The sequence below is a fragment of the Ensifer adhaerens genome (assembly GCF_028993555.1).
GTDB lineage: Bacteria > Pseudomonadota > Alphaproteobacteria > Rhizobiales > Rhizobiaceae > Ensifer > Ensifer adhaerens_I.
Genome location: NZ_CP118610.1, coordinates 1,061,003 through 1,085,036 on the forward strand (window position 1 = coordinate 1,061,003; position 24,034 = coordinate 1,085,036).

The 24,034-nt window shown below is 62.7% G+C and carries 23 protein-coding genes; 8 read left to right on the forward strand and 15 right to left on the reverse strand.

The window, feature by feature from the left end; all coding sequences use genetic code 11:
- Positions 1-16: 16 nt before the first annotated feature.
- Positions 17-1,309: a DNA polymerase IV gene (locus PWG15_RS05040; RefSeq protein ID WP_275023391.1), complete on the reverse strand. Its 1,293-nt coding sequence runs from the start codon at positions 1,307-1,309 to the stop codon at positions 17-19.
- Positions 1,310-1,375: 66 nt separating this feature from the next.
- Between PWG15_RS05040 and PWG15_RS05045 the strand changes: the two genes are divergently transcribed.
- On the forward strand, positions 1,376-1,960 hold the full coding sequence (locus PWG15_RS05045; RefSeq protein WP_275023392.1) for a GNAT family N-acetyltransferase: 585 nt from the start codon (positions 1,376-1,378) through the stop codon (positions 1,958-1,960).
- 17 nt (positions 1,961-1,977) lie between these two features.
- On the opposite strand, the gene PWG15_RS05050 is transcribed toward PWG15_RS05045, so the two are convergent.
- Both PWG15_RS05050 and PWG15_RS05055 read right to left on the reverse strand, forming a co-directional pair.
- Positions 1,978-2,619, reverse strand: a complete 642-nt coding sequence (locus PWG15_RS05050; RefSeq protein ID WP_275023393.1) for a hypothetical protein — start codon at positions 2,617-2,619, stop codon at positions 1,978-1,980.
- 2 nt (positions 2,620-2,621) lie between these two features.
- The gene (locus tag PWG15_RS05055) at positions 2,622-2,891 is read right to left on the reverse strand and encodes a DUF3572 domain-containing protein (RefSeq protein ID WP_275023394.1); all 270 of its coding nucleotides are present in this window, start codon (positions 2,889-2,891) and stop codon (positions 2,622-2,624) included.
- A 156-nt stretch (positions 2,892-3,047) separates the two neighbouring features.
- On the opposite strand from PWG15_RS05055, the gene PWG15_RS05060 reads away from it, so the two are divergent.
- Positions 3,048-3,419 carry a response regulator gene (locus tag PWG15_RS05060; protein WP_003537642.1) on the forward strand — a complete coding sequence of 124 codons (372 nt, stop codon included), beginning with the start codon at positions 3,048-3,050 and terminating at the stop codon, positions 3,417-3,419.
- 17 nt (positions 3,420-3,436) lie between these two features.
- Positions 3,437-4,804: a PleD family two-component system response regulator gene (locus tag PWG15_RS05065; protein ID WP_275023395.1), complete on the forward strand. Its 1,368-nt coding sequence runs from the start codon at positions 3,437-3,439 to the stop codon at positions 4,802-4,804.
- A 573-nt stretch (positions 4,805-5,377) separates the two neighbouring features.
- Here the strand turns inward: PWG15_RS05065 and rpmG are convergent.
- The 10 genes from rpmG to PWG15_RS05115 form a co-directional block, all read right to left on the reverse strand.
- Complete coding sequence (gene rpmG / locus PWG15_RS05070) at positions 5,378-5,545, reverse strand: 50S ribosomal protein L33 (RefSeq protein ID WP_034795357.1); 168 nt, start codon at positions 5,543-5,545, stop codon at positions 5,378-5,380.
- A 93-nt stretch (positions 5,546-5,638) separates the two neighbouring features.
- The gene (locus tag PWG15_RS05075; protein ID WP_275023396.1) at positions 5,639-6,823 is read right to left on the reverse strand and encodes an MFS transporter; all 1,185 of its coding nucleotides are present in this window, start codon (positions 6,821-6,823) and stop codon (positions 5,639-5,641) included.
- A 13-nt stretch (positions 6,824-6,836) separates the two neighbouring features.
- Positions 6,837-7,541 (reverse strand): NUDIX hydrolase, encoded by a 705-nt coding sequence (locus tag PWG15_RS05080; protein WP_275023397.1) that lies wholly within the window; start codon positions 7,539-7,541, stop codon positions 6,837-6,839.
- On the reverse strand, positions 7,538-7,993 hold the full coding sequence (locus PWG15_RS05085) for a DUF983 domain-containing protein (RefSeq protein ID WP_275023398.1): 456 nt from the start codon (positions 7,991-7,993) through the stop codon (positions 7,538-7,540). The genes PWG15_RS05080 and PWG15_RS05085 overlap by 4 nt, the downstream gene beginning before the upstream one ends.
- Before the next feature lie 26 nt (positions 7,994-8,019).
- The gene (gene rnr, locus PWG15_RS05090; protein ID WP_275023399.1) at positions 8,020-10,392 is read right to left on the reverse strand and encodes a ribonuclease R; all 2,373 of its coding nucleotides are present in this window, start codon (positions 10,390-10,392) and stop codon (positions 8,020-8,022) included.
- Between the two features lie 2 nt (positions 10,393-10,394).
- Positions 10,395-13,061 carry a type I DNA topoisomerase gene (topA, locus tag PWG15_RS05095; RefSeq protein ID WP_275023400.1) on the reverse strand — a complete coding sequence of 889 codons (2,667 nt, stop codon included), beginning with the start codon at positions 13,059-13,061 and terminating at the stop codon, positions 10,395-10,397.
- A gap of 231 nt (positions 13,062-13,292) precedes the next feature.
- A complete protein-coding gene (gene dprA / locus PWG15_RS05100; protein WP_275023401.1) occupies positions 13,293-14,441 on the reverse strand; it encodes a DNA-processing protein DprA in 1,149 nt (382 codons plus the stop codon).
- Positions 14,441-15,052 carry a glycerol-3-phosphate 1-O-acyltransferase PlsY gene (gene plsY, locus PWG15_RS05105; protein ID WP_275023402.1) on the reverse strand — a complete coding sequence of 204 codons (612 nt, stop codon included), beginning with the start codon at positions 15,050-15,052 and terminating at the stop codon, positions 14,441-14,443. Before plsY ends, dprA begins: the two co-directional genes overlap by 1 nt.
- Positions 15,053-15,082: 30 nt before the next feature.
- On the reverse strand, positions 15,083-16,375 hold the full coding sequence (locus PWG15_RS05110) for a dihydroorotase (protein ID WP_275023403.1): 1,293 nt from the start codon (positions 16,373-16,375) through the stop codon (positions 15,083-15,085).
- Entirely contained in the window at positions 16,372-17,313 is a 942-nt protein-coding gene (locus PWG15_RS05115; RefSeq protein ID WP_275023404.1) for an aspartate carbamoyltransferase catalytic subunit, read from the reverse strand. The genes PWG15_RS05110 and PWG15_RS05115 overlap by 4 nt, the downstream gene beginning before the upstream one ends.
- Before the next feature lie 157 nt (positions 17,314-17,470).
- On the opposite strand from PWG15_RS05115, the gene PWG15_RS05120 reads away from it, so the two are divergent.
- Positions 17,471-19,123, forward strand: a complete 1,653-nt coding sequence (locus PWG15_RS05120; RefSeq protein ID WP_275023405.1) for an acyl-CoA dehydrogenase family protein — start codon at positions 17,471-17,473, stop codon at positions 19,121-19,123.
- A 71-nt stretch (positions 19,124-19,194) separates the two neighbouring features.
- Here the strand turns inward: PWG15_RS05120 and PWG15_RS05125 are convergent, their stop codons facing one another.
- Entirely contained in the window at positions 19,195-20,130 is a 936-nt protein-coding gene (locus PWG15_RS05125; RefSeq protein ID WP_275023406.1) for an AEC family transporter, read from the reverse strand.
- 374 nt (positions 20,131-20,504) lie between these two features.
- Here PWG15_RS05125 and PWG15_RS05130 point away from each other — a divergent pair, with 374 nt between their 5' ends.
- A complete protein-coding gene (locus PWG15_RS05130; protein WP_275023407.1) occupies positions 20,505-20,846 on the forward strand; it encodes a DUF6105 family protein in 342 nt (113 codons plus the stop codon).
- Here PWG15_RS05130 and ruvX read toward each other — a convergent pair.
- The gene (gene ruvX, locus PWG15_RS05135) at positions 20,792-21,277 is read right to left on the reverse strand and encodes a Holliday junction resolvase RuvX (protein ID WP_275023408.1); all 486 of its coding nucleotides are present in this window, start codon (positions 21,275-21,277) and stop codon (positions 20,792-20,794) included. The two genes, PWG15_RS05130 and ruvX, sit on opposite strands and share 55 nt — an antisense overlap.
- A gap of 81 nt (positions 21,278-21,358) precedes the next feature.
- Between ruvX and PWG15_RS05140 the strand changes: the two genes are divergently transcribed.
- The 3 genes from PWG15_RS05140 to gatA all read left to right on the forward strand — a co-directional run bounded on the left by PWG15_RS05140 (position 21,359) and on the right by gatA (position 23,993).
- Positions 21,359-22,063 (forward strand): metal-dependent hydrolase, encoded by a 705-nt coding sequence (locus PWG15_RS05140; RefSeq protein ID WP_275023409.1) that lies wholly within the window; start codon positions 21,359-21,361, stop codon positions 22,061-22,063.
- 109 nt (positions 22,064-22,172) lie between these two features.
- Complete coding sequence (gene gatC, locus PWG15_RS05145) at positions 22,173-22,460, forward strand: Asp-tRNA(Asn)/Glu-tRNA(Gln) amidotransferase subunit GatC (RefSeq protein ID WP_275023410.1); 288 nt, start codon at positions 22,173-22,175, stop codon at positions 22,458-22,460.
- A gap of 51 nt (positions 22,461-22,511) precedes the next feature.
- Positions 22,512-23,993 carry an Asp-tRNA(Asn)/Glu-tRNA(Gln) amidotransferase subunit GatA gene (gatA, locus tag PWG15_RS05150; protein ID WP_275023411.1) on the forward strand — a complete coding sequence of 494 codons (1,482 nt, stop codon included), beginning with the start codon at positions 22,512-22,514 and terminating at the stop codon, positions 23,991-23,993.
- Positions 23,994-24,034: the final 41 nt, after the last annotated feature.

The window sequence follows — 24,034 nt, forward strand, 5'->3', positions numbered from 1 at the left end:
CGCCGCGTGTCTATCTTCACGGGTCGCGCTTCCGGGTGCCGAAGGTATAGCCGGTCTCGACGCTCGCCTTGCCGAACTTGTCGCGCAGCTTGTTCATGGCGTCTTCGGCCGCTGCCCGGCGGGTTGCCGCCGGATCGACGAGATCGGGCGGATCGGCAAGGTCCGGAGCGGAGAGATCGCTGACACCGATACCGATCAGCCGATATTTCGTGCCATCGGCTTCTTTCTCAAGGAGCTGCAGTCCGGTGCGGAATATGCGGTCGGCGAGCCGTGTCGGGCTATCGAGCCGCCGGTTGCGGGTGCGAAGCTTGAAGTCGGCCGTCTTCAGCTTCAAGACGACGGTCTGGCCGGCGAGTTCGGACTTTCGCAGCCGATGCGCGACCTGTTCGCTGAGCCGCCTGAGATGCATCACGAGGTCATCATAGCGCGCGATGTCTTCGTTGAAGGTCGTCTCGGAGGAGACGCTCTTCGCTTCGCCGTCGATTTCGACCGCTCTCTCGTCAAGTCCGCGCGACAGGCGGTAAAGCCGTTGCCCCATGGTGCCGTAGCGGCGCATGAGGTCGGCTTCCTCCATGGTCTGCAATTGCCCGATCGTTCGCACGCCATCGCGTTCCAGGGTTGTGGCGAAGGCCTTGCCGACCCCCCAGATCAGGGTGACCGGTTTTTCCCTCAGGAACTCCAGCGCTTCGGCCTGGCCGATGACGGAAAAACCGCGCGGCTTCTGCAGGTCGGAAGCGACCTTGGCGAGGAACTTGCAATAGGAGAGGCCAACAGAAACGGTGATGCCGATCTCCTGCTCGACGCGGCGGGCGAAGCGGGCGAGCGTACGCGCCGGCGGATCGTGATGCAGCCGCTCGGTACCCTTGAGTTCGAGAAAGGCCTCGTCGATCGATAGCGGCTGCACCAGCGGCGTCAACTCTTGCATCAGCGTGCGGACCTCGCGGCCGACGCGAGTGTATTTTTCCATATTCGGTTTGATGACGACGGCTTGAGGGCACGCCTCCAGCGCCTTGAACATCGGCATTGCCGAGCGCACTCCGTGAATACGGGCGATGTAGCAGGCGGTGGACACCACGCCGCGCTTGCCACCGCCGATGATCACGGGCTTGTCGGCAAGCTCCGGATCGTCGCGCTTTTCGATCGAAGCGTAGAAGGCGTCGCAATCTATATGCGCCAAGGTGAGATCGTATAGCTCGCTGTGGCGCAGCAGGCGCGGACTGCCGCACGCCGTACAGCGCCGCGCGCTGGCAGCCTGCTCCTTGAGGCAGTCACGGCAGAAGCCTGGAGATTGAGCAGCGCTGTCGGGCATATCTGGAACAAAGATTGAACATCGCGACCTTACGCTCTAGGCTAGTGAGTCTCAAGGGAGGCTCTGTTGGAAATCACACTCCAGTTCTCACCTGCCACGGCGGTTAGTTGGGCGGATTTCGAGCAGCTTTTCGGGCCCAACGGCGCCTATGGCGGTTGTTGGTGCACCGCTTTGCGCCTGCCGCATTCCATCCGAACGGCAATGCCGGCAAGCGAACGCAGGGCCTTTATCAAGGCGCGTATCGATACCGCGCCGCCGCCCGGCATCCTCGGTTATTTCGAGGGAGCACCGGTCGCCTGGGTTCAGGTTGGTCCTCGCCAGGATGTTCCGCAGTTCAATTCGTCGCGCACGGTTGCGCGACCGCTGGAGGACGGTGAGGCCAGCGATCCGACGATCTGGGCGCTGAGCTGCCTGTTCATGCAGTCGAAACTGCGGGGCAGGGGCCTGAGCCATCAACTCGTGCGTGCGGCGATCGACCACGCAAGGGCCGGCGGCGCACGCTATCTCGATGCTTGTCCGATCGATCACGCCAAACAGTCAAAGTCCGTCGCCCTTTGGGTCGGCGCGACGACGGTCTTCGAGGCTGAGGGATTCGACGTCGTGGCGCGACGCAAGGATGGTAGACCGTTGATGCGATTGGATTTGCACTGATGGAAGCCGGCGCTGAACTAGCCCTCGAAATGCGCGCGGATGGTCGCCGCCGCTTCCGGCCAGTCGGCCACTGCGCGGATACTGGCGTCCGGCTTTGGCGCAAGCGCGCGAAACTCCGCGTTAGCCATCAGGTTGATCAGCAGGCAGGACGGCGCATGGTGCTGGACCGATTGCAGGTTGCGAAGAATATCATCGACGAAGACCAGGGGAACCGGGCGTCCGCCGTGCAGCTTTTGGACGATCGGTCCCTTCGGCTCCTCGGAGGCAAGCAGCGGGTAGGGAAGGTCAAGCCGGTCGAGCAGGGCCCGGCGGACCGCGGCGTGATGCGGCGGCATGGCCGTCAGGAAAACGATGTCCGCTTCGTTCGACAGCGCGGCCAAGGTTTCGACGACCCGCGCGGCCGGTGTCTGCCAGCGATCCTGCGTCCCATAGAAGGAATCAAGCAACGCCTTGACCTCCGCCTCCGCGATCGGTTGTTCATTTGCGCGATCGACGATGTTGCCGGTCAGGCGGAAGGATCGGGGCAGCAGCGCGTGGCCGCAGCTATCGAGAAAGGCTTTGAACGGATTGATGAATTCGAGCACGACCTCATCGATGTCGCTGACGATCAGCGGGCGCTCTTGAAGCTGGATGCGATTGTTTGTGGACGTGCCTGGCACGCTCAATCCTCAAAACCCGAATGGCCCGAAAGCGCCGCGTGGGCGCTGACGACATCTTCCGGCGCCGTGCCGGTCGCCTGGCAGAATGCCATCAGTGTCGGCTCGTGGTCCATGAGAAAGGCGATGAGGCCGCCCATGAAGCCGGGTTCGGTGATGGCATTGCGCAACGCTGTTGGATCGGTGCCCGTCAATGCCAGGAAACGGGACAGAAGCTCCGGCTCGTTGGCGAGCCAGGCAAGGATGTCGATGGCGATTTCGTCAGCGCTCTTCAATGCTTCGTCCTCGTATGGTTTTTACGCGTGGAGTTACCTATTTTTCAACCAAATAGGCCTATCTCTGAAGTTGAGGAAATGGGTCGAGTCGTCGGCTCTGCAAGTTAATTGTCCTGAGGAGACTTGCAAGGTGACGACGGACAGCAAGGGATCGACATGCCCAAACAGGTAATGATTGTTGAAGACAACGAGCTGAACATGAAGCTGTTCCGCGACCTGATTGAGGCTTCCGGCTACGCGACGATCCAGACGCGCAACGGCATGGAGGCGCTCGAGCTCGCGCGCAAGCACCGGCCCGATCTCATTCTCATGGACATTCAGCTGCCGGAAGTATCCGGTCTGGAAGTGACAAAGTGGCTGAAGGAAGACGATGAATTGCACGTCATTCCTGTCATTGCCGTCACCGCATTTGCAATGAAGGGCGACGAGGAACGGATCCGCCAGGGTGGATGCGAAGCCTATGTTTCCAAACCGATTTCCGTACCGAAGTTCATAGAAACGATCAAAACCTACCTGGGCGATGCCTGAGCGGCGGGAAAATTGATATGACTGCGCGCATTCTTGTCGTTGATGATGTTCCGGCCAATGTGAAGTTGCTCGAAGCCCGGCTGCTCGCCGAGTATTTCGATGTGCTGACGGCCAATGACGGCTATTCGGCGCTGGCGCTCTGCGAGAAGACGCCCATCGATCTCGTGCTTCTCGATATCATGATGCCCGGGCTCGACGGCTTCGAAGTCTGCGAACGGCTGAAGGCCAACCCACGAACGGCGCATATTCCGGTTGTCATGGTCACAGCGCTCGACCAGCCGTCGGATCGCGTGCGCGGCCTGAAGGCCGGAGCCGACGACTTCCTGACCAAGCCCGTCAACGATCTGCAATTGATGTCGCGCGTGAAGAGCCTGGTGCGGCTGAAGAATGTCAGCGACGAATTGCGCCTGCGCGCCCAGACAGCGCAGACCATCGGCCTCGAAGACGTCGGCCGTGCGGATCGTCCGGACGAACCGGGCAATGTTCTGCTCGTCGATGGCCGTGGCTCGTCACAGGAGCGGCTGCAACGCGCCCTCAAGCCGATCGCCGATGTCTCGGTGATTTCCGATCCGCAGGCAGCGCTCTTCGAAGCGGCCGAGAACAACTTCGACCTGGTCATCGTCAACGCGAACTTCGACGACTACGATCCTCTGCGGCTCTGCTCGCAGTTGCGCTCGCTGGAGCGGACGCGCTTCATTCCGATCCTTTTGATTGCGGAGCAGGGCAGCGATGAGATGGTGGTGCGTGCGCTCGATCTCGGCGTGACAGACTATCTGATGCGGCCGGTCGATCCCAATGAACTGATTGCCCGCTCGATGACCCAGATCCGGCGCAAGCACTGCAATGACAGGCTGCGCGCGAGTGTGCAGCAGACCATCGAGCTTGCCGTCACCGACGGCCTGACAGGCTTGCACAACCGCCGCTATTTCGACACCCACCTGAAGCTGCTGATGGACCGGGCTGCAGCGCGCGGCCGGCCGCTCTCCATCTGCATGACAGACATCGACCGTTTCAAGCAGGTCAACGATACCTACGGCCATGATGCCGGCGACGAAGTGCTGCGGGAGTTCGCCAGCCGCATTCGTAGCACCGTGCGCGGGGCCGATCTCGCCTGCCGTTTCGGCGGCGAGGAATTCGTCGTCGTTATGCCGGATACGTCGGCTGAAATGGCGGCCGGCGTCGCCGAGCGCTTGCGCATGATTATCGAAAGCCTGCCGTTCCCGGTTCCGCAGGCGGATGGTGTCTTGAAGGTAACGGCGTCGATGGGGATCGCGACGCTCAGGCCGGGTGCCGATACGGCCGAGGCTCTGCTGAAACGCGCGGATACGGCGCTCTACCAAGCCAAGCACGAGGGGCGCAACCGTGTGGTGGCGGCCGCCGCCTGAGTTTGCTGCCGTCCAATCCCGGCTCGCCGCTACCCAGCGAATTTCTTGGGTCTCCTCTTGCGGGTTGCATTTAAAGTTGTATTCTCGCCGCAGCCGATGCTACCGGGGAGTTTGGGTGGCCGCGGCGCCCACACGTGTGCCTGTCTTATTCCGATACAGAATTAACCATGCGCTTAGCGGCACCGCTTCGCGCATTAAGAATTCGTTGATTTTTTTCCATTTTCAGGTGATGCTGATGAACAAGTAGGCGTCGCCTGCTCACATTTTGCTTACCCCATGATGCTCAGGTCCGCCGCATCTCCTGGGTCGTGGGGTCGGTCGGTTGGCTTTTGACCTCTGCGGAATCCTCGTGCCGCAGTCAGAGGCCAGCCGACCCCCTTTTCCGAAGCGCCGTCCCATCCCGGGGCGGCGTTTTTGCTTTCTCGGGTCCGGGCGAGGCGCCGCGCGTCTTAAGCATCCTTTGATCTGTCACCAAGGTCGGTGGCCCCCACGGCCCCGTTTCTCGGGATGTCCAAAAGGAAAGGGCGCCTGACCTTGCGGTCGGCGCCCTAAATTCCCGAGAAACGGTCGATCTTACTTGATCTTGGTTTCCTTGAACTCGACGTGCTTCTTGACGACCGGGTCGTACTTGGTCTTGGTCATCTTTTCCGTCATCGTACGGCTGTTCTTGGTCGTGACGTAGAAGAAACCCGTGTCGGCTGTCGAAAGCAGCTTGATCTTGATGGTAGTGGCTTTTGCCATGGTCGTCCTGCCTTTGTAACAATGAAAGCCGTGGACAACCGGTTGCGGGCCACGGGCAAGGTTGGCGCGAAACTACAAATCGCGGCCGAAAAGTCAAGGCCGTTTTGGATTCAAAACGATCCTGACCACCGAAAGCGCGACATAGAGGCCGAAAAATCCGGCGATCGCCCAGGCAAAGCCGTTGTTGCCGGTGGCATCCATTGAAGCACCGATGGCCTGCGGCCCCGCAACCGTGCCGACGGCATAGGAGAACACGAAAGCGGCGTTGGCGGCGGCAAGGTCGGCGCCCTGTAGCCGCGAGCCAAGGTGGCTGAGACCGACCGTATAGAGCCCGGAGACGCAGCCGCCCCAGAACAACAATACTATCGCCATCAGGAACCAGCTTTCGACCAGAAGCGGCAGGAACAGTGCGCCAACAAGGCCGATAACAGTCATGGCCGAGAGCAGGGTGCGCCGGTCTCTGACGCGGTCGGACAACATGCCGACTGGGATCTGGAAGATGAAATTTCCGACCCCCATGACCGTCAGCAGGAGCGCCGCCTGCGATTCGCTGAAACCGGCCCTCGTTCCGAAGATGAGGAACAGCGAAAGACCGCCTGATTCGACCGCGCCGAAGATGAACACGGCGGCGGTTGCGGTCGGCACGAGGAAGACATAGCGCAGGAAGTGCCGCTCCGGCTTCTCGTCGATCACGGGGCTTTCGTCGCGTGCGAGGAAGATCGGTACAGAGGCAAGCAGGATGACGCCGGCGCCAACCATGAAAGGCAGGATGCCTTCACTGCCGAGGATTGAAAACAGCAGCGGCCCGGTCAGGAAGCCCAGCGACAGGAACGTGCCATAGATGCCGAGCACGAAGCCGCGCTTTGCCGGTGGCGACGTGGCGTTGATCCAGAACTCGGAGAGAATGAAGAGGACGGTGATCGCCCCATGGAAAACGATCCGCAGTGGGAACCAGAGCCAGAAGTTGGTGATGTAGTAAAAGCCGAACGAACTCGTTGCGGCGATCAGGACGGCCCACAGCATTGTCGGCGCGACGCCGTGTCGATGAGCGAACTTCGTCGTGAAAGGGGCGGCAACCATCGATGCCAGGCCAGCCATGGCGGAGTTCAAGCCGATCAGCGTCGAGGAAATCCCGCGCTTCTCCATGATGATCGACAGCAGCGGCAGACCGAGACCGATTGCGATGCCGACCGCGCTGATGGCGGCAACGGCCGCGATCAGCGACCGCCAGTGAATTTCCTCAACCGGTGCAACTGTACCGGGCGACGGCTGTGACATGCGACGAGGGTCCTTAGAGCAACGTGCGGACGAGGCGCCCACGGCGCGCGGCATAAAGTGGCACCGCTCGTTCGCAGGTAAGCGACGGATCGGTATCGAGACTGCTTCTGAGGTCCGCAAGTATGATGGCGGTGATATCAGGTATCCGTAGCGACGGAGTTACGTTCACATCGATCCACTGCAAATCCTGAAGCTCCCGGCTGTCCAGGAAACGTGTCGGATCGATTTCGGCTTCGTCCACAAACAAAGCGAAGAAACGCGTATCGAACCGCCGCGCGTGGCCCGGAGGGGTGATGGCCCGAGCCATATAGCGCAACTTTGCAAGTTCGGGAAGAAATGGAACCACTGCGGTGGGCGAGGGAGCCGGTTGCCCGATGGCGATGCCGGCTTCTTCGTAAAGTTCGCGCAGTGCGGCAAGGGCGAGTGCGCGGGCGCGTGCATCCGTCAGCTCGCGTGTGCCGGCCGCCTTCAGCGCATGCAGGACGGATGGGTGCAGATCGGAGCCGAAGCCGATGCGATGATCGCCGGCATCCCGCCGTCCGCCAGGGAAGACATAGAGATCCGGCATGAAGACATGGGCGCTGTGCCGTTTGCCCATCAGGACGCGCACGCGTCCCCCTTGGCGGTCGAGCAGCATGATGGAGGCCGCATCGCGTGGTCGGACGGGTGCGGAACGCTGGCGTTCGACCTCTCCGCCCGGGCTCCGCGCAGATGTCATGCTCTGTCGTCTCGCGGCGGCAGGACATCTTCCGGCGTGTCCTCGTGGCCGCCAAAACCGTGCATCTTGAGTGCCCATTGCAGCCCGATGACGGCACCCTTGACCGGCTGAAGCAGCGCCAGAGAACTGATCACGGTGATCGGTGCCCAGATCGCCAGATGCTGCCACGTCGTCAACGGCAGGATCAGATCGGTCATCATGTAGCCGGCAAGCACGACGTGGCCGACGATCGTCACGACGATATAGGGCGGGAAGTCATCGGCGCGGTGATGGTCCATGCGCTCGCCGCAGGCGGCGCAGGCATCGACGGACTTGACGTAGCTGCGAAACAGCTTGCCGCTACCACAGGCCGGGCAACGGCCAAGAAAGCCGCGCTTCATCGAAAGGCCAACGGAGCGCTCGTCGCTTTCGCTACCACCCAGCTGAAGTGTTTCGCCTGCCGCTGCTTTCATGCCTGTTCCTCTGCCTTACGGGATTTCTAGCGCCTGCCTCGCGGCGGCCGCGTTCCCGGCTTCTTCCGTGCTCCAGTGCGATCGCGCCGGCCGGACTTGTGGAAGGAGCGCGTTGCCGTCGGCATCTTGCGCCCCTCGCTTTGCATCTCGAACCTGAGCGCCCCTGCGAGCGGTACAGCTTCAACGAGCTTGACGCGCACGGGATCGCCGAGGCGATAGCCGAGCCCGGTCTTTTCGCCGGACAGCGCCTGATGCGCCTCGTCGTAGATGAAGTAGTCGCGTCCGAGCGTAGATATCGGAACGAAGCCATCTGCGCCATAGGCTGGCAGGGTGACAAAGAGTCCCGCCTTGGTGACGCCGGAGACACGGCCTTCGAATTCCTCGCCGACGCGACCATTCAGATGGTGCGCGATCAGTCGGTCGACGGTATCGCGTTCCGCTGCCATGGCGCGGCGCTCGAAGGTCGAGATTTCGGCGGCGATGTCGTCGAGCACACCTTCTTCCTGCGGCGTCAGCCCGCCTTCGCCCAGACCAAGCGAGGCGACCAGCGCGCGATGGACGATGAGGTCGGCGTAGCGCCGGATCGGCGAGGTAAAGTGCGCGTACTTCAAGAGGTTCAGGCCAAAGTGCCCGATATTCTCCGGGCTATAGATGGCCTGGCTCTGCGAGCGCAGCACCATCTCGTTGACCATCGTTTCGAAGGGCTTTCCTTCGGCCTTGGCGAGAACGCCGTTGAAATGGTTCGAGCGCATGTTGCCGCCCTTGACGAGCGAGATGTCGAGCGTCGCCAGGAACTCGCGCAGGCTTTCCTGCTTGGCGAGCGACGGCTGGTCGTGCACGCGATAGATCAGCACCTGGCGCTTCTGCTCAAGCGTCTCGGCGGCAGCCACGTTCGCCTGGATCATCATCTCTTCGATCAGCTTGTGGGCATCGAGGCGTTCGGGAACGAAGACACGGTCGACCGTCCCGTCGGGCTTCAGGATGATCTTGCGCTCGGGCATGTTGAGCTCGAGCGGCTGGCGCCGGTCGCGCCCACGCGTGAGGATGCGGTAGGCTTCCCAGAGTGGCTTCAGGATCGCGTCGAGGATCGGCCCGGTCTTGTCGTCCGGGTTGCCGTCGATCGCCGCCTGCGCCTGCTGGTAGGAGAGCTTCGCCGCGCTCTTCATCATGATGCGGTGGAAGGTGTGCCCGGCCTTGCGGCCTTCCTTGGAGAAGCGCATGCGCACGGCAAGCGCCGGTCGGTCAACGCCTTCCTTGAGGGAGCAGAGGTCGTTCGAAATCCGCTCGGGCAACATCGGTACCACCCGGTCGGGGAAATAGACCGAGTTGCCGCGCTTCAGCGCCTCGAGGTCCAGCGCGGATTTTGGCCGGACATAGTAGGAGACGTCGGCGATCGCGACCGTGACGATGACGCCACCCGGATTGTCCTCGGACGGATCCGGCTCCGCATGAACGGCGTCGTCGTGATCCTTCGCATCGGCCGGGTCGATGGTGATGAGCGGCAGTGCGCGCCAGTCCTCTCGGTGTGCCATGGTAGCGGGGCCGGCAGCGTTGGCCTCTTCGATCACCCGTTCCGGGAAAATGTGGGGGATGCCGTGTGCATGGATGGCGATCATCGAGATCGCCTTTTCGGAAGCGACCGAGCCGATGACGTTTTGCACCTGCGCGCGCGGCAGACCATAGCGGCCGAGACGCGAGAGCTGCACTTCGACGAGATCGCCGTCCTGGGCGTTGCCGGTGAATTCAGGGTCGACCAGCACTTCTTCGCCGCGCTTTTCGATCGGCATCAGGCGGCCACCGCCGCCAGGTGTGGCGCGGAAGACGCCGAGCACGGCGTCCTTGCGCTTGTCGAGAACCTTGATGATGCGCGCCGTATAGGCAGGACCGCCACGCTCCTTTGCGGGGAAGATCTTGGCAAGCACCCGGTCGCCGAGGCCACCGACGGGCACCTTGCCCTTGGCCTTGCCGACGGCCGACTGCTTGATCAGCACCGCCGGCGCGACGCCGTCATCGTCCAGCCATTCGGCGGGCCGGCCGATCAACTCGCCGTCAACGTCACGGATGGTAATGTCGAGCACTGTGACCGGGGGCAGGGCGCCGGGGCGCACGAGCGACTTGCGCTTCTTCTCGACGAGGCCGTCCTGTTCGAGCGACTTGAGCAGTGCCTTGAGCTCGACGCGGGTGTCACCCTTGAGACCGAAAGCTTTTGCAATCTCGCGCTTGGAGGCGCGGTCCGGGTTTTCGGCGATGAAACGCATCAGCACGTCACGCGGCGGAACCGCGCCGTGAATGATGGGCTCGCTTGCCGGAGCCGGTCCGGCCTTGGCCGCGCGAGCAGGCTTCTTGCCCAGGCTTCTTTTGCCGGACTGTTCGGTCGGGTCGCGCGGTATTCTGGTCAAAATCAGCCCTTCTTGGCCTTGGCGGCCGTCTTTGTCTTGCTCTTGGCAGGTGCCTTGGCCTTGGTGGTCTTTGCGGCTCCATCTTCGGACTTTGTCGCCGCCTTCGTGGTCTTGGCCTTGCTTGCCTTGCCCTTGGTCGTTCCGCCCTTGGCGGCACGCTCGGATATCAGCACAAGTGCCTCCTCGACCGTCACCGACTGCGGATCCTTGCCCTTCGGCAGGGTGGCGTTGACCTTGCCCCAGTTGACATAGGGACCGTAGCGGCCGTCACGAACCGTGATGGCGCCACCTTCCGGATGATCGCCAAGCTCCTTGAGCGACGCGGCGGCGGTGCGGCCACGGCCGGCGCCGGCCTTCGACTGCTTGTCGGCGAGAACCGAGACGGCGCGGTTGAGGCCGATCGAGAAGACGTCTTCGATCGATTCGAGATTGGCATACGTGCCATCGTGCAGCACGAATGGTCCGTATCGGCCAAGGCCGGTCGAGATCATCTTGCCGGTCTCCGGATGCGCGCCGATATCGCGCGGCAGCGAAAGCAGCGCGACGGCCTTCTCGTGGTCGATGGTCGATGGCGTCCAGCCTTTCGGCAGGCTCGAGCGCTTCGCTTCCTTGCCGTCACCGCGCTGGACATAGGGACCGAAGCGCCCGCTGCGTAGCGTGATCTCCTCGCCGGTATGCGGGTCCTTGCCAAGCGCCTGCGGCTCATTCGAAACCGCCGCTTCCTGGTCGCCGTTGCTTTCGGAGGAGAGCTGGCGGGTGAAGTTGCACTCCGGATAGTTCGAGCAGCCGACGAAGGCGCCGTACTTGCCGAGCTTCAGCGACAGCTTGCCGGTGCCGCAGACCTGGCAGGTGCGCGGGTCGCCGCCGTCTTCGCGCTTGGGGAAGACCAGCGGCGCCAGTTCCTCGTTCAGTGCGTCGAGCACGTTGGTGACGCGCAATTCCTTGGTTTCTTCGATCTGCGCGAAGAAATCCTTCCAAAAGTCGCGAAGCACGTCCTTCCAGTTGACCTCGCCGGCCGAGACCTGGTCGAGCTTTTCTTCGAGAGAAGCGGTGAAATCGTAGCCGACATACCGGGTGAAGAAGCTTTCCAGGAACGCTGTAACCAGCCGCCCCTTGGCCTGGGGTATGAGCTTGCGCTTGTCGTTGGTGATGTAGTCGCGGTCGAGCAGCGTCGTGACCGTCGCTGCATAGGTCGACGGCCGGCCGATGCCGAGCTCTTCCATCTTCTTGATCAGACTTGCTTCCGAGTAACGCGGCGGCGGCTCGGTGAAGTGCTGCGAGGCGTTGATCTTCTGCTTGGCGAGGTTTTCGCGCGCATTGATCTCCGGCAGGCGGCCATCCTCGTCACCGTCGTCCGTCTGTTCGCCGTCTTCCTTGGCATCCGTATAGGCGGCGATGAAGCCGTCAAAGCGGATGACGGAGCCGGTGGCACGCAGGCCAGCCTTCTGGCCACCGTTGTCGGCGGTGATTTCCGCGGTCGTGCGTTCGATCTCGGCCGACGCCATCTGGCTGGCGATGCCGCGCTTCCAGACGAGGTCGTAGAGCCTGAGCATGTCGCCATCGAGGAAGCGGCGCACCTGGTCCGGCGTGCGGTTGAAATCAGTCGGTCGGATGGCTTCGTGCGCTTCCTGGGCGTTCTTCGCCTTGGTCGAATAGAAGCGCGGCTTTTCCGGCAGGTAACGGTCGCCGAATTGGCTGGCGATCGCCTTGCGCGAGGCTTCGATCGCTTCCGGTGCCATCTGCACGCCGTCGGTACGCATATAGGTGATCAGACCGACGGTCTCGCCGCCGATGTCGACGCCTTCATAAAGCTTCTGTGCGACCTGCATGGTACGCGAAGCGGAGAAACCGAGCTTGGAGGAGGCGGCCTGCTGTAGCGTCGACGTGGTAAAGGGCGGCGACGGATTGCGCTTGACGGGCTTGGCTTCGATGCTGTCGACGACATAGGCGGCGCCGTCGAGCAGGGTCTTCAGCCGGTTGGCCTCTTCGCCGTTGCCGACAGCCCTCGGTGCGAGGCGCTTGCCATCGGCCGAGACGAGGCGAGCCTCGAACTCGTCGCCGCGCGGGGTCTTCAAGAGCGCGGAAATGTTCCAGTATTCTTCGGAGACGAAGCGCTCGATCTCGGATTCGCGGTCGCAGACAAGGCGCAGCGTAACGGACTGCACGCGGCCAGCCGAGCGGGCCCCAGGCAGCTTGCGCCAGAGCACCGGCGACAGGTTGAAGCCGACGAGGTAGTCGAGAGCGCGTCGCGCCAGATAGGCGTCGACCAGCGAGATATCGATGTCGCGCGGATGGGCGATCGCCTCGAGAACAGCCTTCTTGGTGATGGCGTTGAAAGCCACGCGCTTGACCGGCTTGTCGCCCAGCACCTTCTTCTTCTTCAGAAGATCGAGCACGTGCCAGGAAATGGCTTCGCCTTCGCGATCCGGGTCGGTTGCGAGAATGAGGCCGTCAGAGGATTTGACCGCGTCGGCAATGTCCTTCATACGCTTGGCCGAAGCGCCGTCGACCTCCCAGGACATTTCGAAGTCTTCATCCGGACGGACCGAACCGTCCTTCGCCGGAAGATCGCGCACATGGCCGAACGAAGCCAGTACCTTGTAGCCAGGGCCGAGGTACTTGTTGATCGTCTTTGCCTTGGAAGGCGACTCCACCACTACAACATTCATCGTCATTTTCTGAGACAACCGGTTCTGGTTCGGGCGTCAGCGCTGTCAGCGCCGTGTGTCGCCTTGTATCGATGCCCCGAAATGGACAGGGATTCGTGCGGGGTCAAGAGGGTTCACCCAAAATAACGACGAGAGCAGGCGATGCAATTCGCGCAAGATCGCATCGCATCTGCAATCTGCAATGGGTGCTTGATCGCTTCCTCACGGCCGCGGGGGCGCCATCGCCAGTGCTCATTCGTTTGTCGCAAGAGACACGAGCCCTCCGGCGTGGCGATCGAGCCGCCCGGCGAGATCGAGCTCCAGGAGAAGAAGGTAGACCTGTGCTGGCGAAAGCCCGGTATGCCTGACAATGTCGTCGGTTTCGACAGGCGTCAGACCAAGCGCATTGATGATGGCCGCACGGTCGCTGTCTTTGGTTGCAGCAGGCGGGCTCGGTTGCGCATGCCCCTCCGGTTCCCTGGCGCTCGGCAAGCGCAGCTCGAATTGGCTGAGCGGCGCCAATGCTTCGAGGACATCGTCCGGTGACGTCGTGACGATCGCGCCCTGCTTCAAAAGGTCGTTCGTACCGTGGCATCGGGGATCGAGCGGCGATCCCGGAACGGCAAAGACAAGGCGCCCGAAATCTGCGGCATACCGCGCGGTGATCAACGAGCCGGAACGATTGGCCGCCTCGACGACGGTCACGCCGAGGCTGACGCCGGCAATCAGCCGGTTGCGACGGGGGAAATCGCGTGCGCGCGGCTCCCAGCCGAAGGGCATCTCGCTGATTGCCAGGCCGCGGCCAGTGGTGATCGCATCCAGCAGGCCGATGTTTTCGGGCGGGTAGGGTCGATCCAGGCCACCCGCGAGTGCGGCGATCGTACCGGTTTCTAGGCTCGCCCGATGGGCGGCCGTATCGATGCCGCGGGCAAGACCCGAGGTGACGACATAGCCGGCGCGACCGGCATCGCGCGCAATCATCGCCGCGAACTTGGCACCGCTGGCCGAAGCGTTGCGTGAGCCGACAATGGCAAGCGACGGGCGGGTTGCAGCTTTGGGATCACCCTTCATGGCGAGAAGTGGGGGAGCGCCGTCGATCTGTCTCAGTGCTGAAGGATAGCCCGGCTCGCCGATACCGACAAAGACGGCGCCATGGCGTCGCGCCGCCTCCAACTCGCGTTCGGCCTCATCTACCGTCGCCACACGATAGGCTTGCTTGGTCCCTCCGCGCCGGGATAGTTCGGGAAGCGCGTCGAGTGCGTTTTCCGCGGTGCCGAAGTGGTTGATCAGATCCCTGAAGGCGATGGGGCCGACATTGTCGCTGCGGATCAGCCGCAGCCAGGAGATTTTCTGTCGTTCGGTCAGCGCCACTCCGGTTCGTTCTGCGCTGCCCTCAGACATTATCCCTTATCCCCGATCTTGCTTTCCGTGCCGGCAAGCAGCCGCTGAATGTTGGCGCGGTGCTTCACCCAGGTAATGACGGTCATCGCCGCAAAAAGCAGAGCGACTTTCCCGTTGCCTACTGCGTAAAGTAGAACCGGAATGATAGCCGTTGCAACCAGGGCGGACAATGAGGAGTAGCGGCTGATTTTCGCCATGCCGAGCCAGATGGCGGCAAAGGCAAGGACCATGGGAGGGGCGAGGCCGAGCAGGACGCCGATATAGGTGGCGACACCCTTGCCGCCCTTGAAGCCGAGCCAGACCGGATAGAGATGGCCGATGAAAGCGGCGAAGCCGGCGGCGATGCCTGCCTCGACACCCCAATGGGAGGCGATGGCTGCCGCTGCCGTGCCCTTCAGGGCATCGAGCAGCAGGGTGGCGGCCGCGAGTTTCTTGTTGCCGGTTCTCAGCACGTTGGTCGCGCCGATATTGCCCGAGCCGATCTTTCGCACGTCGCCCAGCCCCGCCATGCGGGTCAGCAGCAGTCCGAATGGAATCGAGCCGAGCAGATAGCCGAAGCCCAGGCTCAACAACGTCAGGGGCAGCCCAAGCTGCCAGGAAAATAGATCCACCGGTTCCCCTCCCGCGTGACCGCTTTGGGCTTATGCGGAATGCACAAGCTTGCCAGCAACATAGGTTTGCACAACCCGGCCGGTAAAGCGTGCATTTTCGAACGGCGTGTTCTTGGAGCGCGAAACGATCGCTTCCTTGTAGAGCACCCACGGCTCGTCGAGGTCGAGGACAGCGATATCGGCCTTGGCGCCCGGCTTGAGCGTGCCGGCATCGAGGCCGAAGACCGCCGCCGGGCGGGTCGACATGGCATCGATCAGGCGCATCAGTGGAACTTGGCCGCTGTGGTACAGGCGAAGAGCCGCCGCTGCCAGCGTTTCAAGGCCGATTGCTCCATCGGCGGCGTCGGCAAACGGCAGGCGCTTGGTGTCGACGTCCTGCGGATCATGCGAGGAGACGATGATGTCGATCGTGCCGTTGGCCAACGCCTCGGCCATGGCCATCCGATCGTCCTCGCTGCGAAGCGGTGGCGAAAGCTTGAAGAACGTGCGGTACTCGCCGATGTCGTTTTCGTTGAGCGCCAGATTGTTGATCGAGATGCCGCAGGTGACGTTCGCGCCACGTTCGCGCGCGGCGCGGATTGCCTCTGCCGATTCGGGAACCGAAATCTGTGCGGCGTGATAGGCCGCCTTCGTCAGGCCGGCGATGCGCAGGTCGCGCTCGAGCGGGATGATTTCCGATTCGCGCGGGATCCCGGCAAGGCCGAGCCAGCTTGCGAGCAGGCCCTCGTGCATGACGCCGTTGGCGCCGAGATACTTGTCGCGGGTCTCAAGCGAAATCACGGCGCCGAACTCGCGCGCATAGGTCATCGCCCGGCGCAGAACCAGCGTGTCGTGGATCGACCGCCGGCCATTGGTAAAGCACACGGCGCCGGCTTCGCGCAGCAGGCCGAATTCGGTCATCTCTTCCCCAGCCAGCCCCTTGGTCAGGGCGGCGGCGGGGTGGACATTGACCACAGCCTTGTCGCGCGCTGTCTTCTTGACGAATTCGACCAGCGCGATGTCGTCGATCACGGGGTCGGTGTCGGGCATGGCGATGAAGGTGGTGACACCACCGGCCGCTGCCGCGCGTGACGCGGACTCGAAGGTCTCGCGGTGTTCGCTGCCCGGTTCGCCGACGAAGACGCGAGCATCGACGAGGCCGGGAACGGCGGTCAAGCCGGCGCAGTCCTTAACGAAGGCGCCATCGGGTGCGCCCTGGTTCTGCGCGTCAGCCCCTGCGGCCTGGATGCGGCCGTCGTTTCCGACGATGACGGTGCCAACCTCGTCAAGGTTGCGCGAGGGGTCGACGATGCGCAGGTTTTTCAGAACGAGTGGTCTGGTCATAGGCGCGGCCCCTGGTTCTGTGAGAGAAGCAGCGTTTCCATCACCGCCATGCGCACGGCAACGCCCATCTCGACCTGCTGTTCGATCACGCTCTGCGGACCATCGGCGATTTCCGAGGCGATCTCGACACCGCGGTTCATCGGCCCGGGATGCATCACGAGCGCATCTTCCTTGGCTGCCTTCAGCTTCTCGGCGTCAAGCCCGTAATAGTGGAAGTATTCGCGCACGGAAGGCACGAAGGAGCCGGCCATGCGTTCGCGCTGCAGGCGCAGCATCATGACGACATCCGCATCCTTCAGGCCCTCAGCCATGGAGTGGAAGACCTCGACGCCCATGTCGGCGATCCCGGAAGGCAAAAGCGTCGCCGGCGCGACGACACGGACGCGCGCGCCCATCTGGTTCAGGAGCAAGATGTTGGAGCGCGCCACGCGCGAGTGCAGCACGTCGCCGCAGATCGCCACGATGATGCGCGAGAGCTTGCCCTTGGCGCGACGGATCGTCAGCGCGTCGAGCAGCGCCTGTGTCGGATGCTCGTGCTGGCCGTCGCCGGCATTGACGACCGAGCAGGAGACCTTCTGCGCCAGAAGTGCTGCGGCACCAGCGGAGGAGTGGCGCACCACCAGCACGTCCGGGTGCATGGCGTTGAGCGTCATCGCCGTGTCGATCAGCGTTTCGCCCTTCTTCACCGAGGAATTGCCAACCGACATGTTCATGACGTCGGCGCCGAGGCGTTTGCCGGCCAGCTCGAAGGAAGACTGCGTGCGGGTCGAAGCCTCGAAGAAGAGGTTGATCTGCGTCAGCCCCCGAAGCGTGGAGGTCTTCTTTTCTCTTTGACGGGAGATTTGGACGGCTTCATCGGCGCGATCGAGCAGATAGGTGATATCCTGCTCCGTGAGCCCCTTGATGCCGAGCAGGTGGCGATGCGGGAAAGTGATCATGGGCCGCCCTTGCGCTCTGGAAATGTGGTCGCTCTATAAGACCTGGCCCCCGGCACGGCAAGGCTTGGGCGGCACCGTCCGCAGAAAACTTGCAACGGCGATCCTATCTTTTTCGCGCCCCGTTCCGTGGTGGTGAAACTTGCGCTAGAACCGGCCCATGAATCAGATGAACCGGACTGAACAGAAACTCGCCGAGCTGAACCAGCCCAAGCCCTGGTCCGGTGTCAACGCCTATCGCTCCGATCCGCTCGTGGTGGACATCACATCGAGCATGAGCAAGACGCTGCGCGACGAATTCGACGTGCTCGGCCGTTACGTCACCTCGCCCGAAGCGCAGGAACTGGCGCGCATGGCGAATGAAGGTCCGCCGAAGCTGAAGACTCATGGTCCGCGCGGTGAGCGTCTCGACGTTGTCGAGTTCCACCCGGCCTGGCACGCGCTGATGCGCCGCTCGATGTCATCGGGCCTGCATGCGTCGGCATGGGAAAACCTGGCTGACGAGCGCAACCAGTCGCACAAGACACGCGCCATCCGCTTCTACCTGACGGCGCAGCTCGAATGCGGACACCTTTGCCCGCTGACGATGACCAGCGCATCGCTGGCCGCGATCACCGCGTCGCCGGCAGTGCAAAAGGAATGGGCGCCGAAGATCCTGTCGCGCAAGTACGATTCGACGAACCGTCCCTGGATGCAGAAGTCGGCGGTCACCGTCGGTATGGGCATGACGGAGAAACAGGGCGGCACCGACGTGCGCGCCAACACCTCGACCGCGGAACGAGTGGGCGAGGGCATTTATCGGCTGAATGGCCACAAGTGGTTCATGTCGGCGCCGATGAGCGACGCCTTCGTGATGCTGGCGCAGACCCGCGACGGCCTTGGCTGTTTCCTCGTGCCGCGTCTTCTGGAAGACGGCAGCGCCAATGGCCTGCGCTTCCAGCGGTTGAAAGACAAGATCGGCAACCGCTCCAATGCATCTTCGGAGGTCGAGTTCTCCGACACGTTCGGCTTCGTCCTTGGCGCGCCGGACGCCGGGATCAGGACGATCCTCGACATGGTGACGCTGACGCGCCTCGACTGTGCGCTCGCGTCTGCAGGCATGATGCGGGCCTCGCTCGCCGAAGCCGTGCACCACACCCGCGGCCGCAAGGTCTTCGGCAAACCGCTGGTGAGCCAGCCGATGATGACGCGGGTGCTGGCCGACATGGCGCTTGATGTGGCCGCGGCGAGTGCGCTGTCGTTCCGCTTGGCCGAGGCCTTCGACAAGGCGCGCAACAGTTCGGAAGACGCGGCGTACGCGCGGATCATGACACCCGTTGCGAAATATTGGGCCTGCAAGATCGCTCCGGCGCTGATCTATGAGGCGATGGAGTGCCTTGGCGGCAACGGCTATGTGGAGGAGCGGGCACTGGCTCGCCACTACCGCGAGGCGCCGGTCAACGCCATCTGGGAAGGGTCCGGCAACGTCATGGCGCTGGACGTGCTTCGCGTGCTCGCCAAGGGCAAGGACTTCTTCGAGCAGCTCTTCGTGGTCCTGGCGCGCGATCTCGGGCCGTCCGGCCGCAAGACGATCGACGTGCTGCGCGCGGCCATGTCGCTTTGCGAACGCGACGAGGGGGCTGCACGCATGCTGGTCGAGCAACTGGCGCTCGCAGGGGCTGCCGCCGAGCTCTATCGTCTCGGTGCCGGCCGCATCGCCGATGCCTTCCTAGAATCGCGTCTGGCTGCCGGATGGCGCTCGACCTACGGCATGCTCGATTCGCGCTTCGATTCCGCCTACATCCTCGATCTTCTCTATCCCCCTGCGGCGTAAGCCGTCAGGTCCTGCGGCCTCGGCCGTCAGGTCTCCGCGCACATGTTTTCAGCCCCCTGCGACATACGTCGTCAGGTCCCTGCGACATAAGTCGTCAGGTGGAGGACGAGCGGGATCGTGAAGAACGAGACGACCGTCTGGACCGTCGCGACCGCCGAATAGAGCTCGGCGTCGCCGTCCATCTGTTTGGCCAGCAGATAACCGTTCATCGCCGTCGGTACGGCCGCGCCCAGCGCGATGACCAGCAGGGCGTCGCCGCGAATGCCGAGCAGATAGCTCGCACTCACCATGAAGACCGGCATGACGATCAGCTTGAGGAAGACCGCGAGCAGCGCCGTCGCGCTCGGTTTCAATGCGTCGGAAGCGTGCAAACCTGCGCCGACCATCACCAGCCCGAGGCTGAGCGAGGCGCTTGCCAGCATGTCGATCGTGGCCATCACCGGGCCGTAGACCTTCAGTCCGATCAAGTTGACGAGAATGCCGAGCACCGAGGCGACGATCAGCGGATTGGTGACGATCTTTGCGAAGAAGCGCCTGAAGTCACGGTTGCCCCCGCCGAACCAGACCAGCACGCCGATATTGTAGAGGTTGATTGGGATGATAACGAGCGTCATCACCAGCGCGGTCAGCGTCAGGCCGATCGGGCCATAGAGTTTCTGCGCGATCGCCAGCGCCATGAAGCCGTTCCAGCGGGTCGCCGTCTGGAAGACCGAGGTGAACGAGGCGCCGGACACCTGCCGGTCCCGGAGGACTGGCCAGAGGAGCAGAACAAGGGCCGACATCAGGCTGATGCTGCCGATCGTCGCGATCGCCGTCGCGTCGGCCTTTAATCCGGCAAAATCTGCCTGGGCGAGTGTGGAAAACAGGAGGGCAGGGAACAGGATGAAGTAGCCAAACTGCTCGAGCCCGAGCCAAAGGCTCCGGTCGACGAATGTCGAGTGCTTGAGCCAGGCGCCAAGCAGAACCAGCAGGAAGATGGGGAGGATGCTTTCGAAGACGACGGTCATGGGGGAGGGCCTGCCTAGGAGAGGGATATCGCTACCCGAAATTTGCAAAGACCGGAATGGGCTTGCCGACTGGTGCAGAAAGATCAGGGCACGGCCGCATTCAGGGACGCGAAAATCTCAGCCCTGTGAAAATTAACCTTAACAAATGGTTTACGTTGCGCGCCTTGCCCGTAGGGGCGAAATTGACCAGGAATTTCAACAGATCCGGAATGGAGCGGTTCGGTGAGAACTGGTCTTTTGATCATCATGATGATGTTTTTTGCCGGACTGGCGCTGGATATTGCGGTCCCGACGATGGTCCTGCTCGCCTTGTTGCTGGCAGACCGCGCCATATATCCGCTAGTCCATCGCCGCATTTCGGAAAGGGGAGCCGCATGAAGTGGTTTCTGATCCTTTGGGCCTGCCCGGTCATGTTTCTCACCTCGTGGTATGGTCTGTCCTACTACGACATGAGCTTCGGCTTCTTCATGCTGACGCGGCAGACCCATGATCTCGTGTTCCAGGTCTACGGCAATGTCCTTGGCATTCCGCCAGAGACGATCCCGCCGCTCGTCGCCCGAGCGATCATCTTCGACAGTTTTGTGGTCTTTGCCATTATCGGCTTTCGCAAGCGCCGTCAGATCGCGGCCTGGTATCGCCGTCGTTTCGGTGCCGGCGTAACTCAGTCCGAAAGGGCGTCCCTCGCGAGCGACGCCAGCCTGTCGAGCGCCCCCTGAAGAATGAAGGAGGCGGCGGCCGAATCGATGCGCTCGGCCCGCTTCCGTCGCGACACGTCCATCTCGATCAACACGCGCTCGGCCGCAACGGTCGAAAGCCTCTCATCCCAGAAGATGAAAGGCAGCGGCGTCTTTTGCTCCATGTTGCGCACGAAGGCGCGGGTCGCCTGACAACGCGGTCCCTCGCTGCCGTCCATGTTGACGGGCAGGCCGATGACGAAGGCTGCGACCTTTTCTTTTTCCGCCGCTGCCAGCAGCGCTTCGGCGTCCACCCCGAACTTGACCCGGCGGATGACCTCGCGGGGTGTCGCGAACCGGCGGCCGAGATCGGAGACCGAAAGACCGATCGTCTTGGTGCCGAGGTCGAGCCCGGCGATCGCCTGGTTCTTCTGAAGCTGGGATGCCAGCTCTTCGATGGTGAGAATTGCCATGTCAGTGTCGATTCGATCTTTGCGCAGAGAGATGTCTGATCCATATGCTGTTCCGACACGCAAATCATCAGGGAGATCGTCATGAAGATCAAATGGCTCGGTCATGCCGCCTTTCACATCGAAACGGCAAAGTCCAGAATCCTCATCGACCCCTTCTTCACCGGCAACCCCGCCTTTAAGGACGAGGAGCGCAGAGATGCGACCGCCGGGCTCACCCACATCCTGCTGACCCATGGTCATGGCGACCATGTCGGCGATACGATCGCGATCGCCAAGGAGACGGGTGCGACCGTCGTCGCCAATGCCGATCTCGCTGCCTGGCTTGCGCGGCATGGGGTGAAAGCATTGGAGATGGGCAATACGGGCGGCACCATCAATCTTGGGGCGTTTTCAACGACCTTCGTCAACGCGCTCCATTCCTCGGCGCAACTCACCGAGGACGGCGTTTCCCATTCGCTCGGCAATGCCAATGGCCTGGTGCTGCATTTCGAGGACGAGCCGACGCTCTACCACATGGGTGATACGGACATCTTTTCCGACATGGCGCTGATCAACGAATTGCACGAGCCGGCGATCGGCATCGTGCCGATCGGCGATCGTTTCACCATGGGCGGCGCGGTGGCGGCACTTGCCTGCCAGCGCTTTTTCAAGTTCTCGACCGCGATCCCCTGCCATTATGGCTCGTTCCCGATCATTGACCAGACGCCCGAGACCTTCGTTGCCGGCATGGAAAGTGCATCGACCAATGTTGCGACGCCGCACGTCGGCGGCGTCGTCGAGGTCTGATGTCGCGCCGGACCTTTTGACGAGAGGCCCGGTGCTCCGGCAATTCCCCCGTTGCGTGGCTCGCCGTGCGCCATTATAGCGGGGGAAGTTCCAGTTACCGGAGACGATCATGTCCGTAGACCTTGCCACCGTGAAGCGCGTCGCGCGCCTTGCCCGTATCGCCGTCAGCGAAGAGGAAGCCGAGCGGATGATGGGCGAGCTCAATGGCATCCTTGGTTTTGTCGAGCAGCTCTCCGAAGTTAATGTCGATGGCGTCGAGCCGATGACCTCGGTCACGCCGATGGAGATGAAGAAGCGGACGGATAGCGTGTCGGACGGGAACAAGGCAGACGATATCGTTGCCAATGCGCCGAATTCCGATCGCAATTTCTTCCTCGTTCCGAAGGTGGTCGAATAACCCGCCCGCCTGCCGCCCCGACGTTCCCGATTGCGAAAGCCCGATTTCATCATGACCGACCTGACCAGCCTCACGATTGCCGAAGCCCGCGCGAAACTCGCCGCCAAGGAAATCACCGCCGTCGAATTGACGGACGCCTATATCGGCGCGATCGATGCCGCCAATGACGCGATCAATGCCTACATCGCGGTGACGCCGGACAAGGCGCGCGAGATGGCCAAGGCCTCGGATGCGCGCATCGCCGCCGGCAAGGCTGGTGCGCTCGAAGGCATCCCGCTCGGCATCAAGGACCTCTTCGGCACCGAGGGCGTGCACACGCAGGCCTGCAGCCACATCCTCGACGGTTTTGCACCGCGCTACGAATCGACCGTGACCCAGAACCTCTGGAACGACGGCGCCGTCATGCTCGGAAAGCTGAACATGGACGAATTCGCCATGGGTTCGTCGAACGAGACCTCCTACTACGGCGCCGTGAAGAACCCCTGGCGCGCCAAGGGCTCTAATCTGGACCTCGTTCCGGGTGGTTCGTCCGGCGGTTCTGCCGCGGCCGTCGCCGCGCATCTGTGCGCCGGCGCCACGGCTACCGACACCGGCGGCTCCATCCGTCAGCCTGCCGCCTTCACCGGTACCGTCGGCATCAAGCCGACCTATGGTCGCTGCTCGCGCTGGGGCGTCGTCGCCTTCGCCTCGTCGCTCGACCAGGCCGGCCCGATTGCCCGCGACGTGCGCGATGCCGCAATCCTCCTGAAGTCGATGGCAAGCGTTGACACCAAGGATACGACCTCGGTCGATCTGCCGGTTCCGGACTACGAAGCCTCGATCGGCAAGTCGCTCAAGGGCATGAAGATCGGCATTCCCCGGGAATACCGCGTCGACGGCATGCCCGAGGAGATCGAGGCGCTCTGGCAGCAGGGCATCGCCTGGCTGAAGGACGCCGGCGCCGAGATCGTCGACATCACCCTGCCGCACACGAAATACGCCTTGCCGGCCTACTACATCGTCGCGCCGGCCGAGGCTTCCTCGAACCTTGCCCGTTACGATGGCGTGCGCTATGGCCTGCGCGTCGACGGCAAGGACATCGTAGACATGTACGAAAAGACGCGTGCCGCCGGCTTCGGCCAGGAGGTTAAGCGCCGCATCATGATCGGCACCTACGTGCTTTCGGCTGGCTACTACGACGCCTACTATCTGCAGGCGCAGAAGGTCCGTACGCTGATCAAGCGCGACTTCGAACTGGCCTTCCATGCCGGCGTCGATGCGATCCTCACGCCGGCCACGCCGTCGTCCGCCTTCGGTATCGCCGACGAGGACCTGGCATCCGATCCGGTCAAGATGTACCTGAACGACATCTTCACGGTCACCGTGAACATGGCCGGTCTCCCGGGCATCGCCGTTCCGGGCGGCCTCGACCACAAGGGTCTGCCGCTCGGCCTGCAACTGATCGGCAAGCCGTTCGAGGAAGAGACGCTGTTCAAGACGGCGCACGTCATCGAGCAGGCGGCCGGTCGCTTCACGCCCACCAAGTGGTGGTAAGATTTTGATGGCGGTGCCGGTCACGCACCGCCACAGTTTCT

Coding starts and splice junctions, on each gene's coding strand:
- PWG15_RS05085 (WP_275023398.1), bottom strand. CDS start 7,993: ATGAAAGCAGCGGCAGGCGAAACACTTCAGCTGGGTGGTAGCGAAAGC.
- PWG15_RS05140 (WP_275023409.1), top strand. CDS start 21,359: ATGAAGATCAAATGGCTCGGTCATGCCGCCTTTCACATCGAAACGGCA.
- PWG15_RS05110 (WP_275023403.1), bottom strand. CDS start 16,375: ATGACCAGACCACTCGTTCTGAAAAACCTGCGCATCGTCGACCCCTCG.
- PWG15_RS05065 (WP_275023395.1), top strand. CDS start 3,437: ATGACTGCGCGCATTCTTGTCGTTGATGATGTTCCGGCCAATGTGAAG.
- gatC (WP_275023410.1), top strand. CDS start 22,173: ATGTCCGTAGACCTTGCCACCGTGAAGCGCGTCGCGCGCCTTGCCCGT.
- PWG15_RS05115 (WP_275023404.1), bottom strand. CDS start 17,313: ATGATCACTTTCCCGCATCGCCACCTGCTCGGCATCAAGGGGCTCACG.
- PWG15_RS05120 (WP_275023405.1), top strand. CDS start 17,471: ATGAATCAGATGAACCGGACTGAACAGAAACTCGCCGAGCTGAACCAG.
- dprA (WP_275023401.1), bottom strand. CDS start 14,441: ATGTCTGAGGGCAGCGCAGAACGAACCGGAGTGGCGCTGACCGAACGA.
- PWG15_RS05040 (WP_275023391.1), bottom strand. CDS start 1,309: ATGCCCGACAGCGCTGCTCAATCTCCAGGCTTCTGCCGTGACTGCCTC.
- gatA (WP_275023411.1), top strand. CDS start 22,512: ATGACCGACCTGACCAGCCTCACGATTGCCGAAGCCCGCGCGAAACTC.
- PWG15_RS05125 (WP_275023406.1), bottom strand. CDS start 20,130: ATGACCGTCGTCTTCGAAAGCATCCTCCCCATCTTCCTGCTGGTTCTG.
- PWG15_RS05130 (WP_275023407.1), top strand. CDS start 20,505: ATGAAGTGGTTTCTGATCCTTTGGGCCTGCCCGGTCATGTTTCTCACC.
- PWG15_RS05060 (WP_003537642.1), top strand. CDS start 3,048: ATGCCCAAACAGGTAATGATTGTTGAAGACAACGAGCTGAACATGAAG.
- ruvX (WP_275023408.1), bottom strand. CDS start 21,277: ATGGCAATTCTCACCATCGAAGAGCTGGCATCCCAGCTTCAGAAGAAC.
- rpmG (WP_034795357.1), bottom strand. CDS start 5,545: ATGGCAAAAGCCACTACCATCAAGATCAAGCTGCTTTCGACAGCCGAC.
- PWG15_RS05080 (WP_275023397.1), bottom strand. CDS start 7,541: ATGACATCTGCGCGGAGCCCGGGCGGAGAGGTCGAACGCCAGCGTTCC.
- PWG15_RS05075 (WP_275023396.1), bottom strand. CDS start 6,823: ATGTCACAGCCGTCGCCCGGTACAGTTGCACCGGTTGAGGAAATTCAC.
- topA (WP_275023400.1), bottom strand. CDS start 13,061: ATGAATGTTGTAGTGGTGGAGTCGCCTTCCAAGGCAAAGACGATCAAC.